The 15568-nt window shown below is 58.0% G+C and carries 16 protein-coding genes and 1 pseudogene; 9 read left to right on the plus strand and 8 right to left on the minus strand.

From position 1 onward, the window contains the following. Positions 1-131: 131 nt before the first annotated feature. Complete coding sequence (locus B5D32_RS08105) at positions 132-797, minus strand: DUF6100 family protein (RefSeq protein WP_078784560.1); 666 nt, start codon at positions 795-797, stop codon at positions 132-134. Further along, complete coding sequence (locus B5D32_RS08110) at positions 787-1326, minus strand: DUF5697 family protein (RefSeq protein ID WP_078784561.1); 540 nt, start codon at positions 1324-1326, stop codon at positions 787-789. Before B5D32_RS08110 ends, B5D32_RS08105 begins: the two co-directional genes overlap by 11 nt. 444 nt (positions 1327-1770) lie before the next feature. Here B5D32_RS08110 and B5D32_RS08115 point away from each other — a divergent pair, with 444 nt between their 5' ends. Next, positions 1771-2454, plus strand: coding sequence for an alpha/beta hydrolase-fold protein (locus B5D32_RS08115; protein ID WP_242943420.1), 684 nt, complete (start codon positions 1771-1773; stop codon positions 2452-2454). Position 2455: 1 nt separating this feature from the next. Next, positions 2456-2890: a YaiI/YqxD family protein gene (locus tag B5D32_RS08120; RefSeq protein ID WP_078784562.1), complete on the plus strand. Its 435-nt coding sequence runs from the start codon at positions 2456-2458 to the stop codon at positions 2888-2890. Between the two features lie 72 nt (positions 2891-2962). On the opposite strand, the gene B5D32_RS08125 is transcribed toward B5D32_RS08120, so the two are convergent. Beyond that, a complete protein-coding gene (locus tag B5D32_RS08125; protein ID WP_078784563.1) occupies positions 2963-4123 on the minus strand; it encodes a HipA domain-containing protein in 1161 nt (386 codons plus the stop codon). 815 nt (positions 4124-4938) lie between these two features. Here B5D32_RS08125 and B5D32_RS08130 point away from each other — a divergent pair. The 4 genes from B5D32_RS08130 to B5D32_RS08145 all read left to right on the plus strand — a co-directional run bounded on the left by B5D32_RS08130 (position 4939) and on the right by B5D32_RS08145 (position 9259). Next, entirely contained in the window at positions 4939-5628 is a 690-nt protein-coding gene (locus B5D32_RS08130; RefSeq protein WP_078784564.1) for a response regulator transcription factor, read from the plus strand. Then, complete coding sequence (locus B5D32_RS08135) at positions 5625-7061, plus strand: sensor histidine kinase (protein WP_078784565.1); 1437 nt, start codon at positions 5625-5627, stop codon at positions 7059-7061. The genes B5D32_RS08130 and B5D32_RS08135 overlap by 4 nt, the downstream gene beginning before the upstream one ends. A gap of 481 nt (positions 7062-7542) precedes the next feature. Then, positions 7543-8097, plus strand: a complete 555-nt coding sequence (locus B5D32_RS08140; protein WP_078784566.1) for an RNA polymerase sigma factor — start codon at positions 7543-7545, stop codon at positions 8095-8097. Further along, positions 8090-9259 (plus strand): DUF4179 domain-containing protein, encoded by a 1170-nt coding sequence (locus B5D32_RS08145; RefSeq protein ID WP_078784567.1) that lies wholly within the window; start codon positions 8090-8092, stop codon positions 9257-9259. Before B5D32_RS08140 ends, B5D32_RS08145 begins: the two co-directional genes overlap by 8 nt. Before the next feature lie 222 nt (positions 9260-9481). On the opposite strand, the gene B5D32_RS08150 is transcribed toward B5D32_RS08145, so the two are convergent. Further along, positions 9482-10495 carry a SpoIID/LytB domain-containing protein gene (locus B5D32_RS08150; RefSeq protein ID WP_159447012.1) on the minus strand — a complete coding sequence of 338 codons (1014 nt, stop codon included), beginning with the start codon at positions 10493-10495 and terminating at the stop codon, positions 9482-9484. 109 nt (positions 10496-10604) lie between these two features. On the opposite strand from B5D32_RS08150, the gene B5D32_RS15205 reads away from it, so the two are divergent. Continuing rightward, positions 10605-11429, plus strand: coding sequence for a hypothetical protein (locus B5D32_RS15205; protein WP_159447013.1), 825 nt, complete (start codon positions 10605-10607; stop codon positions 11427-11429). Positions 11430-11568: 139 nt separating this feature from the next. Here B5D32_RS15205 and B5D32_RS08160 read toward each other — a convergent pair whose 3' ends face one another. After that, complete coding sequence (locus tag B5D32_RS08160; RefSeq protein WP_078784570.1) at positions 11569-12150, minus strand: hypothetical protein; 582 nt, start codon at positions 12148-12150, stop codon at positions 11569-11571. Between the two features lie 232 nt (positions 12151-12382). Here B5D32_RS08160 and gap point away from each other — a divergent pair, with 232 nt between their 5' ends. Next, positions 12383-13411: a type I glyceraldehyde-3-phosphate dehydrogenase gene (gap, locus tag B5D32_RS08165; RefSeq protein WP_078784571.1), complete on the plus strand. Its 1029-nt coding sequence runs from the start codon at positions 12383-12385 to the stop codon at positions 13409-13411. 254 nt (positions 13412-13665) lie between these two features. Here gap and B5D32_RS08170 read toward each other — a convergent pair whose 3' ends face one another. Next, positions 13666-13992 carry a type II toxin-antitoxin system RelE/ParE family toxin gene (locus tag B5D32_RS08170; protein ID WP_078784572.1) on the minus strand — a complete coding sequence of 109 codons (327 nt, stop codon included), beginning with the start codon at positions 13990-13992 and terminating at the stop codon, positions 13666-13668. Continuing rightward, positions 13985-14251, minus strand: a complete 267-nt coding sequence (locus B5D32_RS08175) for a type II toxin-antitoxin system Phd/YefM family antitoxin (protein ID WP_078784573.1) — start codon at positions 14249-14251, stop codon at positions 13985-13987. Before B5D32_RS08175 ends, B5D32_RS08170 begins: the two co-directional genes overlap by 8 nt. 184 nt (positions 14252-14435) lie before the next feature. On the opposite strand from B5D32_RS08175, the gene B5D32_RS08180 reads away from it, so the two are divergent. Then, entirely contained in the window at positions 14436-15071 is a 636-nt protein-coding gene (locus B5D32_RS08180) for a DUF6709 family protein (RefSeq protein WP_078784574.1), read from the plus strand. 64 nt (positions 15072-15135) lie between these two features. Here the strand turns inward: B5D32_RS08180 and B5D32_RS08185 are convergent. Further along, positions 15136-15521 (minus strand): annotated as a pseudogene (locus B5D32_RS08185) (metal-dependent transcriptional regulator). Positions 15522-15568: the final 47 nt, after the last annotated feature.

The following is a 15568-nucleotide window of genomic DNA, read 5'->3' on the forward strand; positions in this document are numbered from 1 at the left end:
CAGAAGAAATAGAAATCACCTCGGAATTTAACCGTGCCTTCTTTGACTCCGGCGAAAGTCGCTGCCGATTGGGGTATGAATCGGCTTACAACAACGCGGAAAAGTCACTATCAAGCATAGGTATCTGATTTTTACGAAATTTTCGGAAAAAGTGGAGGTCGATTTTCAGCCGATTCTGGGGCGTTCAGCCATGCTGAGAAGCAATTTTTAGGCATAACGGTTATCACGGTAGAGGACGAATATCCAAACCGGGTCGTCTGGAAAGAATCGCACAACGCCCCGGTATCGTCTGTCAGACAGAATGTAGCAATGACATCTATGACAGCTTTCAGTTCCAGATTGTCATAATCCCGCACGGCTTTGATTGGCAGGTTGCGGTCGTAGATATGTTCCACACAAATCACGCAATCGGAAAAGTGGGGAAGCGACCCGCTTTGTACCAGCGCGGCCTGAAGCGGCAGCAAAAGAAACTTGCAGCCGTCCCGCTTCTTTTTATCCGGCAGCAGCGCAGGGAGCAGCACACGCAAGTAATTGGTGTCCGCCCACACGCGGATGCCTTGCACCTCGGCTGCCTTGGGATAGTAATAAATCGGCGGCTCGTTAGACACAGAAAAGAACATATTGCGCAGATGTGCCGTGCTTTTCTCGCTGAGAAGTGCCGCGCTCTCGGCAGTTTTGGCGAACTGCATTGGGTCGGGCACGGGCAGCAGATGTTCCATCTCGTACAGCTTTTTGTGAATGTCGATGAGTCCGCGCTGCTCCAAGCGGATACGATTCAAAAGTACGTCAGGATTCAAGCGCGGCCTCCTTTTTGTAGTAGCTGACGGTGCCGTCTTCGGCTACCGTGCAGAATCCGGCCGCCTGCGGAATGTCCAGCAACTCAATCTGGGCAGCATCATCGACCACCACAATGCGTTTGCCTGCATCTTTTTGTGGCTGTCGCAGAAGCTGGCAAATCATGGTTTCTTTGCCCTGCGGGATAGGCACGATTTCATACAGTTCTCCGTTTGCAAAACAGAGGATCGATGCCGGAAATTCTCCAACAGCGTGATATTCCACTTGATCTATAAAATCGAGTAGAACCCAGATGCAGCGGGATAAGTCTTTATCTGCGCCGTTTTGTGCTTCTTGATTTGCGTAGCAGCGGCCATTCCTATCGCGGAAGACGCGTCCCTCTTTCAGCATATGGGCAAGCAAAGCTTTTGCCGTCGCTTCCTTTTCGGGGAAGAATCGGCAAAGCTGTTCTTCGGTCAGACCGGGGTACAGCGAAATGTTATGCAGCATTTCAGCAGCTTCCCGCTGATAGATCGCTGCGCGGTTTTTCAATACAATCACCATCCTTATTGCGCATTAAGGACGCATAAAGGCGTATTAGGTACTGCCAACAGCATAGCCACAGGCCGCTAATACGCAATCAATACGCCCTACTGCGTATTAAACTTTTTATTGCGTAATCATTGCGTCAAGGCGGACGTATTACGGTCATCTGCAAAACCTCCCAAAATCAGAAAATGCCCAAAACAAAAAGAGCCGTGCCTGAAAAAGTCAGGTACGACTCCGGGTGAAAATGTCCAACCTTTTTGGCTGAACCCTATTTTGAACATACTAATTGTAACACGCGGGATTATACACGTATATACAAGCGCAATGCGGATGTTGTGCAGATGTGATGCAAGTGCAGCAAAAAACTTTCAAGGCAGTGCATCCGGCGCAATCTTGATTCTTTGGTGTGCAGGCATTATAATGCAAAGGAAAGGAATCGTCATTTTTATGGATAACCAATTATTGCAGATGCAAAACAGAACCTGCCGCATCTACGGCACTGCCAGCGCCGAATACCTGCTGCTGCAAATGGTGGATGAACATGACCTTGCAGGGATGGAACGAGAAGTTGAAGCCATACATCGGCAAACCACACAACCATTTTTGCTGGCCGCTGTCCAAGTCAAGGATTGGAACGACGATTTGTCGCCTTGGCCTGCACCGCCCGTATGGGGCAAGCAGGGCTTTGGCGGCAGGGCAGGGGATACGCTTGCATGGCTGGCGCAGGCTGTGCCGAGCATCTGCCGGCAGTATTCTATAAAGGAAGACTGCAAGGTTGTTTTGGGCGGCTACTCACTGGCTGGACTGTTTGCTCTGTGGGCGGCAACACAAACGAACGCGCTGTATGGCGTGGCGGCGGCTTCGCCGTCCGTGTGGTTTCCCGGTTGGCCAGAATACGAAGCGGCGCACCCTATCCAAGCGCAGCGTGTTTATCTCAGCCTTGGTGACCGCGAGGAACATACCAAAAACCAGCCGATGGCGGCAGTGGGCGACAACATCCGCGCCCTGCACACCGCCCTGACCCGGCGCAGCACAGACAACGCGCTGGAATGGAATGCAGGCGGCCACTTCAAAGATGCAGACTTGCGGACGGCAAGGGCATTTGTTTGGGTTATGGAAGGAAAACAATAAAGTGACGATTCTGATTGATGCCGATGGCTGCCCGGTGGTGGATTTGACTGTGCAGACAGCCGGAAAGTACAAAGTACCCGTACTGATCCTATGCGATACCGCCCACCAAGTCCAGCGTGACGGCGCACAGACATTGACCTTTGACAAAGGTGCCGACAGCGTAGATTTCGCGCTGGTGAACCGTATACACCCCGGCGATCTTGTAATTACGCAGGATTACGGGCTGGCAAGTATGTGTCTGGCACGCCGCGCCCTCGTGCTGAACCAAAACGGCTTAGAGTATACGCCCGAAAATATAGACGGCCTGCTGTTCCGCCGCCACGAAAATAAAAAGCTCCTTCGTGCCGGAAAGCACCCTAAAGGGGCATCCAAGCGAACGAAGGAGCAGAACATGGCCTATAAAAATGCCTTAGAGAAAATCTTGCAGACTGTGTGAGCGCCATAACAAAAACAGCCTTTCCCGCGTGCTTCCAAGAAAGCATAGGGAAAGGCTGTTTTTATTTCAAAGTTATTGCTTCGCTTGCAAGATTTTACAGCGCACTGCCAGAGCATCAACCAAGATGTTGGCACGGTTTGGCTCACCGAAATGCGCTTGTTCAAAAATTGCAAGAACCTCATCTTTACAATCATCCAGCGCAGCAAGATTCAGCGCTGGCAATCCATCTCTTGCAAGGGCAAGCTGTGCCTGCTGTGTGGCAGCGAACGGTTTGGCGGGGGCATCGGCCAGTGCGTCGATTTTGGAGGCGTACTGGTCGAACCAAAGGCTCGTGCCGCTGTCAAAAATCGGTGCGAAACCGACCCATTCCAGCGTTACTGCGTCACGGATAGCGCCAAAATTGCCGAAGTGACGATCCTGATTACAAATCAGATAATCCAGAATCATCATCTGTTGCAACCGCTCGGGCACATCCGGGATACCCAGCTTTTCACAGCAAGCGAGGAAATGGTCGTAGGCGCTCACACCGTCCGCGCGGGGGAAAGCCGAAAAGATATAGTAGGCGCTGACAAAGTCCTGCCGGTCGGTTGTCATATTCGGGCAAACGGAATAGGGCTTGTCCCCCTCAAACAGCAGGCTGTATTCCACATGCGGGATGCCCACCTTGCGGCAGAGCAGGGAAGCGACAACCTCGTTGAACGGCTCCTGCTGGGCCATGCCGCTACCGCCCTTTACCAACACACGCTGGCAGTTCAGAATCTTCCATTTCTTTTTCAGCCAGCCGTCCGAGGTGTTGCAGGGGGAGGCAAGGTCAATGCTGTCCTGCTGCGGAATCTGCCCAAACAGAATGTTGCCGACATCTTCCGAAAAATCATTATTATAGAAATTGACCTTGCTCCATTCCAGTGGCTGTTCTGCAGGATTGAGCCAGTATTGATCGGACAGGCTTAGTGCAAAGCACTTCATCATCAAAGTGCTGGCGGACAGCTGTAACTTCTTCTGAACCTGCAAATCCTCCAGCGCACGGTGAAATCCCGAACGGCTGGCAGGGATGGTACGTCCGGCCAACCAAAGATTCAGATTCTTGGCAAGCTCCTTGTGGTCGGGGGCGTATAGTCCAATCGGCAGGTGAGCAGGTTGCAGCACATCGTCTACACGGTATACCGTGCCGCTGATGTCATTGACGCTCAGCACGGCAACGACAGTTTCACGGTGCATCAAAATATACTTCATATGTCCAGCCCACCTTTCAAATAAGTTATATCCATATTATACAAGGCAATGCGCATTTTAGCAACATTTTGTTGCGTGATGATTCTACTTTCTATGCCGCATAGCAACCCGTGATGTATGAAATCTGTATTGAAGAATTGAAACTGATTCCTATATCAAAAAATCCGTATGCGTGTTCAGCTATCATTCCTGTCTGCCAGCATAGTGTTCAAAGTTGTCACGCAGCAATAAAAAATAGCGCCTCAATCCGATTGCATACAGCAACAGATTAAAGGCGCTGTTTTGTTGTCCTGCACATTAAAGACAACAATGTGCCCAAAACGGCTCACAACACTTTTAGATCGAAAATCGAGGCGTTTTATCGCGTTGAGTTCCCTGTGTTTTACCCCCGTATTTACCCCCATTTGGGAGTAAAGTACATGGATTTATGTGGATTTACATGAAATGGAGGATGGCTTAAAACAGCGTATCTATGAAAATATATTGAGGTTTTTGGAGAATTATAGATATATAAAAAGTACCGCTGAAGCTACGATACCTAATTTCATATTTCAAAATTCTCCTTTGAATTTTTGCTGAATTTTTGCCATGCGGATCGGCGCACAGGCCGATTTACATATATAAATGTATTATAGCAGATGCGTTCTTTTCTCTCAAGCCGTTTTTGAAATAATCTTCCCCGAGGTGCGCCGCCTGCGCAGAAAAACCGCAAAAATTTCCCAGGAACCCGACGATCTGTTCTTTCTTTGTCCACAATTATGCGGTATAATACTCTTGTATTGATACCGCCGCAGGCGGGCAAGGAGGAAACTAAGATGGCAAATGAGAAAATTCTGGTCGTTGATGACGATAAAAATATCTGCGAGCTGCTCCGACTGTATCTGGTCAAGGAGGGCTACAACGTGACGATGGTCCACGACGGCGGCGCAGCGCTGGCAGAGTTCGACAAGCTGCACCCGGATCTTGTGCTGCTGGACGTTATGATGCCGGTCATGGACGGCTGGGAGGTCTGCCGCAAGCTCCGTGCCAAGGACAACACCCCCATCATCATGCTGACCGCTAAGGGCGAGACCTACGATAAGGTGCTGGGTCTTGAGCTGGGCGCGGATGACTACATCGTCAAGCCGTTTGACGCCAAGGAGGTCACGGCCCGCATCAAGGCCGTGCTGCGCCGCTCCTCCGCCAAAGAGGAGGAAAACAAGGGCGTTTACGACTTTGACAATCTGCACCTTGACATGAACCGCTATGAATTGAAGGTCAAGGGCAAGGTCGTTGAGGCCCCGCCGAAGGAGCTGGAGCTGCTGGCCTGCCTGGCCGGTCACCCGAACCGCGTCTACACCCGTGACCAGCTGCTGGACGAGGTCTGGGGCTTTGAGTATTACGGCGACTCCCGCACGATCGACGTCCACGTCAAGCGCCTGCGTGAAAAGCTGGAGGGTGCGTCCGAGCAGTGGAGCCTGAAAACCGTCTGGGGCGTCGGCTATAAGTTCGAGGTCAGGGAATGAGCCGCCGCAACACGATCAGCCGCGAATTTTTCGCGACCATCGCCGCCGTGCTTGTGCTGGGGCTCAGCGTTATGTGCGCGATCCAGGCGGCACTGTCGGCGGCGTACTTCATCGGGGAGCGCAAAAGCTCGCTGACCGATGTGCTCAACGGCGCGACAGCGCTGAGTGAGCGATTCGCCGATGAGGGCTCCATCGTCACAAAGCCCCTGCAGGGGGAGGATGTGCTGGAACGCGCCCACAGCGGGTTTGAGCTGTTCAACACGGCCTCCGGTGCGCTGGTGTTCATCGCCGACGAGAACGGCCAGATCCTGCTGCATACGGGGGACGACGCCTTTACAGGCGCAGGCGTGCCCGCGTCCTACATTGACGAGCTGAACGAGGGATACGACATTTTTGAGACCGGCACGCTGGACGGTGTCTACTGCGCCAAGTATTACACGGCGGGCCGCCGCATCACGGTGGGCGGGCAGGACGGCTACCTGTTTGCCGCCAGCCCGATGGCTGCGCTGGGCAGCTACATGACCGATATGCTGACGATGTTCGGCATCTCGGCGGCGGTCATCCTGATTTTGTGCAGCATCCTGTGCTGGGTGCTGGCCAAGCGCATCACCGGCCCTATCGAGGACATCAGTGAGGCCGCGCGCCGCCTGGGCAGCGGGGACTTTACGGCCCGTGCGCCGGTGGACGGCTGCGTGGAGCTGGCTGACTTTGCGACCACCTTCAATAACATGGCTGCGCGGCTGCAGACCATCGACAATTCCCGCGGGCAGTTCATGGGCAACATCGCCCACGAGCTACGCACGCCCATGACGACCATCAAGGGCTTCATCGACGGCATGCTGGACGGCACGATCCCGCCCGAGGAAACAAAGCATTATCTGGGCATCGTCTCGCAGGAGACGGGCCGCCTGGCGCGGCTGGTGCAGAACATGCTGGACATTACCAAGCTCGAGGCGGGCGAGGTGCCCATCCACGCGCAGACCTACGATCTGTGGAAAACCGTCACCGACGTCGTGCTCTCCGACGAGCAGCGCATCGAGGACGGCAAGATCGACATCCAGGGTCTGGGCGGCGATCCGCTGCTGATTTACGCGGACCCGGATTTTGTGCATCAGGTCGTGTATAATATTGTGGATAATGCCATCAAGTTCACCCCGGCGGGCGGTACGATCAGTTTTGCCGCCGAGCGCCGCGGCAATATGGTGGAGGTGCGCATCGAGAACACGGGCGCAGGCATTGCCCCCGAGGCTTTGCCCTTTGTGTTTGAGCGGTTCTACAAGGAGGACCGCTCCCGCGGCATGAACACCCGCGGCAGCGGACTGGGACTGCATATCTGCAAGATTTTGGTCAACCTTTCCGGCGGCCAGATCCACGCCGAGAGCGAGGAAGGCAACTGGTGCCGGTTCGTGTTTACGCTGCCGGCAGGGCAATAAGCAACCGCATAACAGACGCTGCACAAAAGCGGCGTCTGCTTTTTTGTGCGTGAGAAAGGCTTCCCCCTCGGGGGAAGCTGTCAGCGGCCCCGCCCGCTGACGGATGAGGGGTAGGTGTGCCACGGCAACCCGTGAACGGGCAATCGCGGCGAACTCCCCCCTCATCCGGCCCTGCGGGGCCACCTTCCCCCAAGGGGGAAGGCTTAGACTGTCGAAAAAGATGTGCTCACCCCTTGGCCCCCTCTGCGAGGGGGCTCCGCCCGCAGGCGGTGGGGGAGAGAACTGTACGGCTTTCCGAAATATTTCGGGCTATGGCAAGGTTCTCTCCCTCCGCCCCTTCGGGGCACCTCCCTCGCAGAGGGAGGTTTTTCGACACGCTGCACCTTCCCCCTCGGGGGAAGGCTTTTTTGGGTAAACCTGTAAGATTTCCCGCCCCGTCCCGGTCTATATAGTTGGAACGACAAAAAAGGAGGAACCACCCATGAAAGACCGGGAATTGACCCGTCTGCTGCAGGCACACCCGGAGGAGGGCCTGGAGGCGGCGATGCTTGAATATGCGCCGCTCGTCAAGGGCATTCTCTGCCGTATCCTGCCGCAGAACCCCTGTGACCGGGAGGAGTGCATGGCCGACGTGTTCGTTGCACTCTGGCGCAGCGCCGCAAAATTGGAGGCCGCTCGCACACCGCTGCGCCCCTGGCTGGCCGTCGCGGCGCGCAACCGCGCCATTGACTGCTACAACGCGCTGCGCCGCCGCGAGACGGTGACACTGGACGACGGCCTGGCCGAGACGCTGGGCGAGCTGGCCGAGTTTGACAGCGCGACCACCGAAGCCGCCGACCTCGTCGGTGCGCTGGTGGCGGCTATGACGCCGCCGGACCGGGATATTTTTCTGCGCAAATATTATCTGCTGCAATCGGGTAAGGAAATCGCCGCTGCGCTGGGTATGAGCGTGGAGAGCGTCAACACCCGGTTGAGCCGCGGACGGGACCGTCTGCGCCGTGAACTGACCGCGAAGGGAGTGTATAGCCATGCGTGACAAAAATTTTGATGTGGATTTGTTGAAAACGCTGAACGACCAGCCTATGCCGGAGACCCCGCTGACCGACGACGAGTTTACCCGCGTGCTGGACGCTGCCTGCGGCCGGCTGCCGCAGAAAAAGCCCGCCGGGCACCGCCGGTTCCCGTGGGGACGGGTGGCCGCAGCCGCCGCGGCCTGTCTGGCCGTGGGGCTGGGCAGCATCAACTTTGCCGCGCCCGCTGTGGCCGAGCAGCTGCCCGTAGTGGGCAGCCTGTTCAGCTGGATGAACCGCGGCGGGCAGGACGACTATGTTTCGCTGCAAAGTGAGCAGCTGAACAAATACGCCGAGACGGTGGAATCCACCGCCGAGACCTCCGACAGTCCCTACACCCTGACATTGGGGCAGGTCTTCAACGACGGCGACTGGCTGCGCATCAGTTTAATGCTGACGAGTGAGGATGACAGCTTGGCCGGGTCCAACGCCATCGGCCCCCGCGAGGACGCCGTAGAAAAGGCACTGCAGAACGGCGGCGGGCAGTACGGCACGCTGGTGCTGGACAACGGCATTGAACTGAGCGGCGGCATTAACTTTGAAAAGCGCGACGACCATACCTTTGTGGCGGGCCTGAATTATGAGCTGTTCCTGACACACGAAGATCTGGCCGGGCACACCGCGACGCTGACGCTGTCCGATCTGGTGGCCTGCAATAAGAGCATCGTGGAGACCGACGGCAAGAGCTACTGGCACTATGACTATGCCGACCAGACCCCGCTGCCCGGCACCTACACGCTGACGTTTACGATCCCGGAAGTCAGCGACGCGGGCGTGCGCACAATGGATACTCCTGTGGAACAGAACGGCATTACACTGCAAAGCGTCAGGGCGACGCCCGCTGCGACAAAAGTGCTGCTGACCTTCCCGCCGGAGCAGCACTGGGTCAGCGTAAAGCTCTACACGGCAGACGGCACAGAGCTGGGCCACGAGCGCGGCGAGGGCGGCTGGTGGACGGACGGCGCATGGACGGCCGACCCGGCGGACTTCGACCACCCGGAACAATGCACCAAGGCCAGCTATGACTACTTTGCTGCCGTGCCGGAAAATTGCCACAGCCTGACGGTGAAGGTGTATGATTTTGATACGGATGCGGAATTGACAACGTTTACGGCGGAGCTGCCGTAAAGGGCGAGAGGCTTCCCCCTCGGGGGAAGCTCAGACTGCCGAAAACCGCTTGTAGGGGCGAGCATTGCTCGCCCGTGCCCGTTTGCCTTGCAAAAGACTGTCCCGGAAAAAGCGTTGCTGCGGCAAGTTGGCGGGCGACCAATGGTCGCCCCTACGCACGCAATAAGGCAAGAATGCAATTTATTGACGGGCTGGGCTTCCCCCAAGGAGGAAGGCAGGGAATCACTCTATAACCTCACACCCCGGAAAATACCACTCCAGAATCTCCCGCCACGTTTTGCCGTCCTCCGCCATTACCTTTGCGCCGTACTGACTCAGGCCGACGCCGTGGCCGTAGCCGTGGGTGGTGAAAACAAACGCATTCTCCCCGGCGTCATACGCCACGGTGAACGCCGCGCTCCGCAGACTGAACGCACTGCGCAGACGTGTGCCCGTAAACACCTGCCCGCAGACGGGCATCTGCGCCACATAGCCCGCGCTGTCCAACACGCCCTCGCCGAACCACCCGGCGGGGGCGTTTGGTATCTCGTCGGTGTCCAGGCCAAGCCCGGTCAGGATCGTGTATACCTGCTCGGCACTGTAGGTGACGGACGTTTCGAACCCCGGCGCATCGGCGTCCCACGGCGACGCGACACCCTGTAAGTACGGCACGGCGGTCAGCCACACGTTCTGGCTTGCCTCGGTCTGCCCGGCGCTGCTGCTGTGGTAACAGGCCGCGGCGGGCGCACCGTCCCAGCACAGCACGGCCCCGGAGACCTCGTCCGCCAGCGCGGCCAGCCTGCTATAATACGCGGCAAAATCGCCGCCCCACCGCGCGCGCAGCACCTCGGCGCTCGTCCAGCCCGCGCACTGGGCGCTGTTGCAGGTGAACGCCGCGCCGCCCAGACTCAGGGCATAGCTGTGGGCGGCGGCCATCTGGGCTAAGACCGCGTCGTCGGGCCAGTCGGGCGGCAGCTCGCTGGCGGCAGTGCCGATCAGAAACTCCTGCACGGATACGGTGATCTCATCACCGCCGTCGTTCAGCAAAATAGGCGCATCTGCGTCAAAGCTGCGGCTCTCGGGCGCGGCGGGCAGCACGGGCTGCGGTGTGGCGGCAGGGGTGTCAACGGCGTCCGGCAGCACAGGAGCCGACGCTTCAGGCATCGCGGCGGCGGGCTTTGCCAGCGGCAGGGCGGCAAACGGCGCGGCAAACGCCAAAAGGCCGAGCATCACCGCCCGGCGGAATGTTTTCCTCAAGGGGCAGACCCTCCTTGCAATTTGCGGCGCGCGGTTGTACAATAGGGATATTCCGCGCGGCCTGTCCCAATATACGCGGGGGCCGCCGCTGCTATGAAAGAGGAACACCATGAAAAATAAACATCCCCACGCCGCTGTGGTGCTGGTCCTGGGCCTGGCCATGGCGGGGCTGCATCTGGCTGACCTGCTGCTCTGGTCCGAGGCCGACACCGGCTTTGCCGCTGCCGGGTCGGTCTGGCTGCGGTACATCCCGTGGCTGGCGGCGTTTGCGCTGCCCTACCTGCCCGCGCGGCGGGCGGCGGCGCAGCCTGCCGGTCTGCAGGATACCAACAAGCCGCTGGGCGTCTGCATGGCGCTGGCCGGTGCGGCACTGCTGGCCTCCGGCGTGGCGGCGGGCAATACGGCCCGGTATGCCATCCTGTACCCGGAGGTACTCTCCGGGAGCTGCCCGGTCTGGGCCGCGTGGGCGGACCTGCTGCTGCCGATCTTTGCCGGTGCGTGGCTGCTGAACTACGCCGTGCGGGCGTTCAGCGGCTTCGGCCTGCAGCGCCAAAGGCTGGGCAGCTCGCTGCTGGCGGGCGCTGTGCCGCTGGTGTTTCTGTGGCGGCTCATCTGGCGGTTCCAGTTTGCGCCCGCGTCGCTCTGCCGTATGCCCTGCACGCTGCGGGTGCTGAGCGCTGCCGCCGCACTGCTGCTGGCTGTGGTGCTGATCAAGATTTTTCTTGTGCCGGGTCTGCCCTGCGGGCATACGCTCTACGCAGCGGGGACGGGTGCGTTCCTGCTCTGCACCGGACTGGAGCTGCCCCAGACCCTGTTTGAGGCCGCCCGCGGCATGCTGACCCTGCCCGACCTGCTGACCGGCATCGGCATCGGCCTGTTCGGCCTGTGCGGTCTGGTGTGTGCGTGGGAGGCGTGCGGGAAAGAGACGGAATAAAGCAAAAAACACTCCCGTTGGCGGGTGGCGAAAAAGCCCCTCCGGCCATCGCTGTCGCTCGGCCACCTCCCCTGTGCGGGGAGCTGGCCGAGCCTGCGAGGTCTGAGGGGCTTTTCCCGCTTCCGGGAAGAAACTGCTTTTATTCCACATCCTCCACGCAAAGCCCGTCCAGATATACCTTTGCCGCGCTGTAGCGGTCCAGCACGAGATCTGCCGGGGCGGGCGGCTCGCGCAGGGGCAGAGCGGAGGAGAGCGGCAGCCGCACCGCGGCGGCCCAGGGACCGCTGCCGGTGGCTGTGACATACGCCCCGCAGCGGTGCAGCAGCGCTGGCAGGTCGCCGGGCATCCGCGCCGGATCGCCGCCCTGCAGGGCCAGCACCGCAGCACCCTGCTGCGCCGCCAGCCGCACGGCGGCGCGGCGCTCACTGCGCAAAACTCCGCGCAGAAACGTCAGTACGGTGCCCTGCAGAAGCGCCCGGGGCACGGCAGCGGGCAGCGGGGCGTATGCCGGGCAGAAGTACAGCCACCCCGCACGGCAGTCCGCCAGCTCCCGCACGGCGGCGCAGAGCGCGTCCAGCTCGGCGTTCAGCTCCAGTGCGCGGGGCGGCGGGGGCGCGGTCAGGGCCTCCGCCGTCAGCACCAGCCGCAGCGACGGCAGAATGTCCGCCCCGCGGGCCGCCGCAGCCGCCAGCGCCGCGCGTGTCGGGCCGAAAACCGGCATGAGCACTCCCTCACCTTCTGTGCAAATTCTGGGGTTAGTCTGCCCCGCAGGAAACGGTTTTGCGCTGGAAATGGCTGGGATTTCAAAATTTCCGTGGATTTTTTGAAAAAATGTGTTAAAAGAATAACAGACCCCCTTGCAGAATTGTGAAAAATGGGGTACAATAGTACCATACCGACGAGCGGGTGACCGCTCATAAGGTGAAAAAGACAAATCTTGGGAGGATTTCACTATGGCTGTTAAAGTTGCTATCAATGGTTTTGGCCGTATCGGCCGTCTGGCTTTCCGTCAGATGTTCGAGGCTGACGGTTACGAAGTCGTCGCCATCAACGATCTGACCAGCCCCGCTATGCTGGCTCACCTGCTGAAGTACGACACCGCACAGGGCTCTTTCCTGGGCAAGATCGGCGAGAACAAGCACACCGTTGAGGCTGGCGAGGATTACATCGTCGTCGACGGCAAGAAGATCACCATCTACGCAATTAAGGATGCTAAGGATTGCCCCTGGGGCGAGCTGGGCATCGACGTCGTTCTGGAGTGCACCGGCTTCTACACCAGCAAGGCTAAGGCTGAGGCCCACATCCAGGCTGGCGCCCGCAAGGTCGTTATCTCTGCTCCCGCCGGCAACGACCTGAAGACCATCGTCTACTCCGTCAACGAGAAGACCCTGACCGCTGAGGATCAGGTCATCTCCGCTGCTTCCTGCACCACCAACTGCCTGGCCCCCATGGCCGACACCCTGAACAAGACCTATCCCATCGTCTCCGGCATCATGACCACCGTTCATGCTTACACCGGCGATCAGATGATCCTGGACGGCCCGCAGCGCAAGGGCGACCTGCGCCGTGCTCGTGCCGGTGCCCAGAACATCGTTCCTAACTCCACCGGCGCTGCCAAGGCCATCGGCCTGGTCATCCCCGAGCTGAACGGCAAGCTGATCGGCTCTGCTCAGCGCGTTCCCGTCCCCACCGGCTCCACCACCATCCTGGTTGCCGTTGTCAAGGGCAAGGACGTCACCAAGGAGTCCATCAACGCTGCCATGAAGGCTGCTGCCTCCCAGAGCTTCGGCTACAACGAGGATCCGATCGTCTCCTCTGACGTCATCGGCATGCGCTACGGCTCTCTGTTCGATGCCACCCAGACCATGGTCGCCAAGATCGACGACGACACCTATCAGGTTCAGGTCGTTTCTTGGTACGACAACGAGAACTCCTACACCTCTCAGATGGTCCGCACCATTAAGTACTTCGCTGAGCTGTAATCTGCGAGTAGCTTAACTGCGAATAGCAAATAGCTGAAACCGCCCTCTCCGGGTCAAACCGGAGAGGGCGGTTTTTGGTTACGGTTTATTGCGTTCGCTGATGTAGTCTATCAGATTGTAAACCAAGCGCTTTTCCTGCTCGGTCATGCCGCGCAGACTGAAATCAAGCTATCACTTCCTTACGCAAAAGAAGCTGTATAATGGGGATAGATTCTATGCAGTAAAGCAGCGGGAGGGTAAAAACATGGATACACTTAGATTTTTTCATCCCGCAAAAGGCGCTTGAACAAGCGCGGATAATTGCTGGCACCATGCGCAATGTGATAAACGTAGACAGTATCACCCAGAACGCGGTATACACAGATGTACTTTCCCGCGACAACATAGCGATACCCATCCCGGAGCAGCACTTTATCGCGGGGAAGTGAGCCGGACAGCGGGAAAAGCTCCAGCCGGGAAAGCGCATCAAAAATTTTGTTTGTGATTTTACGTGCAGAATTTGGTCCGACAAGATTCCTGTGCAGTTGTGCGATTTCTTCCAGCTCACGCTGGGCGGGTTCAAGAAGGACAAGCTTAACCATGCTGATAAATCGCCTCCAGCCGCTTGCGCGATTCGTCCAGCGTGTAGGTAGGGGTACCAGCCAGCCGGGCCTGCTCCGCGGCCTCGAGCCTTGCGCGCAGCTTCAAAGCCTCCTCGCGCTGCTCGAAGGCTTCGATGCTCATGACAACAAGGTCGCCTTCACCGTTTTTTGTGATGTAGATCGGCTCGCCCTCGTTATGGGCCAATTCGGAAATCGTGCCGTAGTCATTGCGAAGCGCAGTGGAAGATTTGATGATCATGGAAAGCACCTCCTATAGTATTCTCTTATAATTCTAGCAGAATTATACACGGATTGCAAGGCGGGAAAGCACACCGCCCCATATAAAACCGGGAATATATTCTGCGCCGCCGCCCCCGTTGACTCCCTCTCCCCGTTCTGCTACAATAAACCCATCCCGATGCAAACCGGAGAAGGAGAAAACTATGCCGCACTCTCACAAAAAGAAAACGCTTGCTGTAAAGTGCTGCCTTGCCGTCGGACTGCTGGCGATTGCGGTGGCCATCGGCGTGCTGTTCGGGCCGTCTGCGCTTGTGCTGGCGCAGGGGCCGACCCGCATTGACCCGCTGGCGGACAACGACGTCGGCGCCCTGCAGGGGAAGTACCTGGAAGCTGACCTTGACACACTGGTAGGCTGCTACGCCGAGACGGCCCCGCGCGGGTACATCATGCCCGTCAATACGCCCGGCGCGACGATTTACATCGGTGTCGAACTGCCTAAGAGCAAACTGGCGGACGCAGACGCCGTTGTGGCGGACACCCAGCGCATGGTCAATGATGCGGACGGCAGCTACCGCTGGGACGGCTCCCGGGTGACGGTGCGCGGCACGCTGCAGCCCATGGACGCCGAAACCGAAGCACAGTTCCGCGCGTATTTGCGCGAGGCCGGTTTTGGCGACGATGAGATCGGCCCGGATGATACCTGCACCTTCCGCCCGCTGGTGCTGACCGACGGAAAAATCAACGGCCATAGAACCGGCCTGCTGATTTTCGCATCTGCCGCCGCCCTGCTGGCGCTGTTCGGCGCAGTGGGGATGACCCTTGCCGCGCGGAAAAAATAAACGAATAAACGCAAGAAAAAGGCATGCGCATCAAACGGTGCACATGCCTTTTTGGCTGGTGATTTTACAGGGGCTGCTTTGCCTGCTCGGCCTTTTCGGCAAAGGCAATCATCTTGCTGTAGGTCTCCTCGCTCAGGTCATGCTCGACCTTGCAGGCGTCTTTGGCGGCAACATCCGGGTCAACGCCTAGCGCCACAAAAAAGCGGTCAGCTTGCGGTGGCGGCCATAGATGCGCTGTGCGATCTCCATACCGGGCTGCTCCAGCTTGATGAAACCGTCCGGGTCCATCGAAATATATCCGTTCTCACGCAGATTTTTCATCGCCACACTGACACTCGGCTTGGAGAATCCCATCGCAACGGCTATGTCGATGGAGCGCACAGAACCCTTCTGCTCCTGCAGCATCAGAATTTTTTCCAGATAGTCCTCTGCGGATTCGTGAATGTTCATGGGCAAAGCCCCCTTCCAGACTGAAATACTGTTCAAATTGTTATTAC

Source organism: Gemmiger formicilis (assembly GCF_900167555.1).
GTDB classification, from domain to species: Bacteria; Bacillota; Clostridia; order Oscillospirales; family Ruminococcaceae; genus Gemmiger; species Gemmiger formicilis.

Excerpts from the sequence above, each read along its gene's own strand:
- B5D32_RS08125 (WP_078784563.1), bottom strand. The coding sequence starts at position 4,123 with ATGAAGTATATTTTGATGCACCGTGAAACTGTCGTTGCCGTGCTGAGC.
- B5D32_RS08175 (WP_078784573.1), bottom strand. The coding sequence starts at position 14,251 with ATGATCATCAAATCTTCCACTGCGCTTCGCAATGACTACGGCACGATT.
- B5D32_RS15205 (WP_159447013.1), top strand. The coding sequence starts at position 10,605 with ATGAAAAATAAACATCCCCACGCCGCTGTGGTGCTGGTCCTGGGCCTG.
- B5D32_RS08170 (WP_078784572.1), bottom strand. The coding sequence starts at position 13,992 with ATGGTTAAGCTTGTCCTTCTTGAACCCGCCCAGCGTGAGCTGGAAGAA.
- B5D32_RS08145 (WP_078784567.1), top strand. The coding sequence starts at position 8,090 with ATGCGTGACAAAAATTTTGATGTGGATTTGTTGAAAACGCTGAACGAC.
- B5D32_RS08180 (WP_078784574.1), top strand. The coding sequence starts at position 14,436 with ATGCCGCACTCTCACAAAAAGAAAACGCTTGCTGTAAAGTGCTGCCTT.
- B5D32_RS08140 (WP_078784566.1), top strand. The coding sequence starts at position 7,543 with ATGAAAGACCGGGAATTGACCCGTCTGCTGCAGGCACACCCGGAGGAG.
- B5D32_RS08135 (WP_078784565.1), top strand. The coding sequence starts at position 5,625 with ATGAGCCGCCGCAACACGATCAGCCGCGAATTTTTCGCGACCATCGCC.
- B5D32_RS08130 (WP_078784564.1), top strand. The coding sequence starts at position 4,939 with ATGGCAAATGAGAAAATTCTGGTCGTTGATGACGATAAAAATATCTGC.
- B5D32_RS08160 (WP_078784570.1), bottom strand. The coding sequence starts at position 12,150 with ATGCCGGTTTTCGGCCCGACACGCGCGGCGCTGGCGGCTGCGGCGGCC.
- gap (WP_078784571.1), top strand. The coding sequence starts at position 12,383 with ATGGCTGTTAAAGTTGCTATCAATGGTTTTGGCCGTATCGGCCGTCTG.
- B5D32_RS08115 (WP_242943420.1), top strand. The coding sequence starts at position 1,771 with ATGGATAACCAATTATTGCAGATGCAAAACAGAACCTGCCGCATCTAC.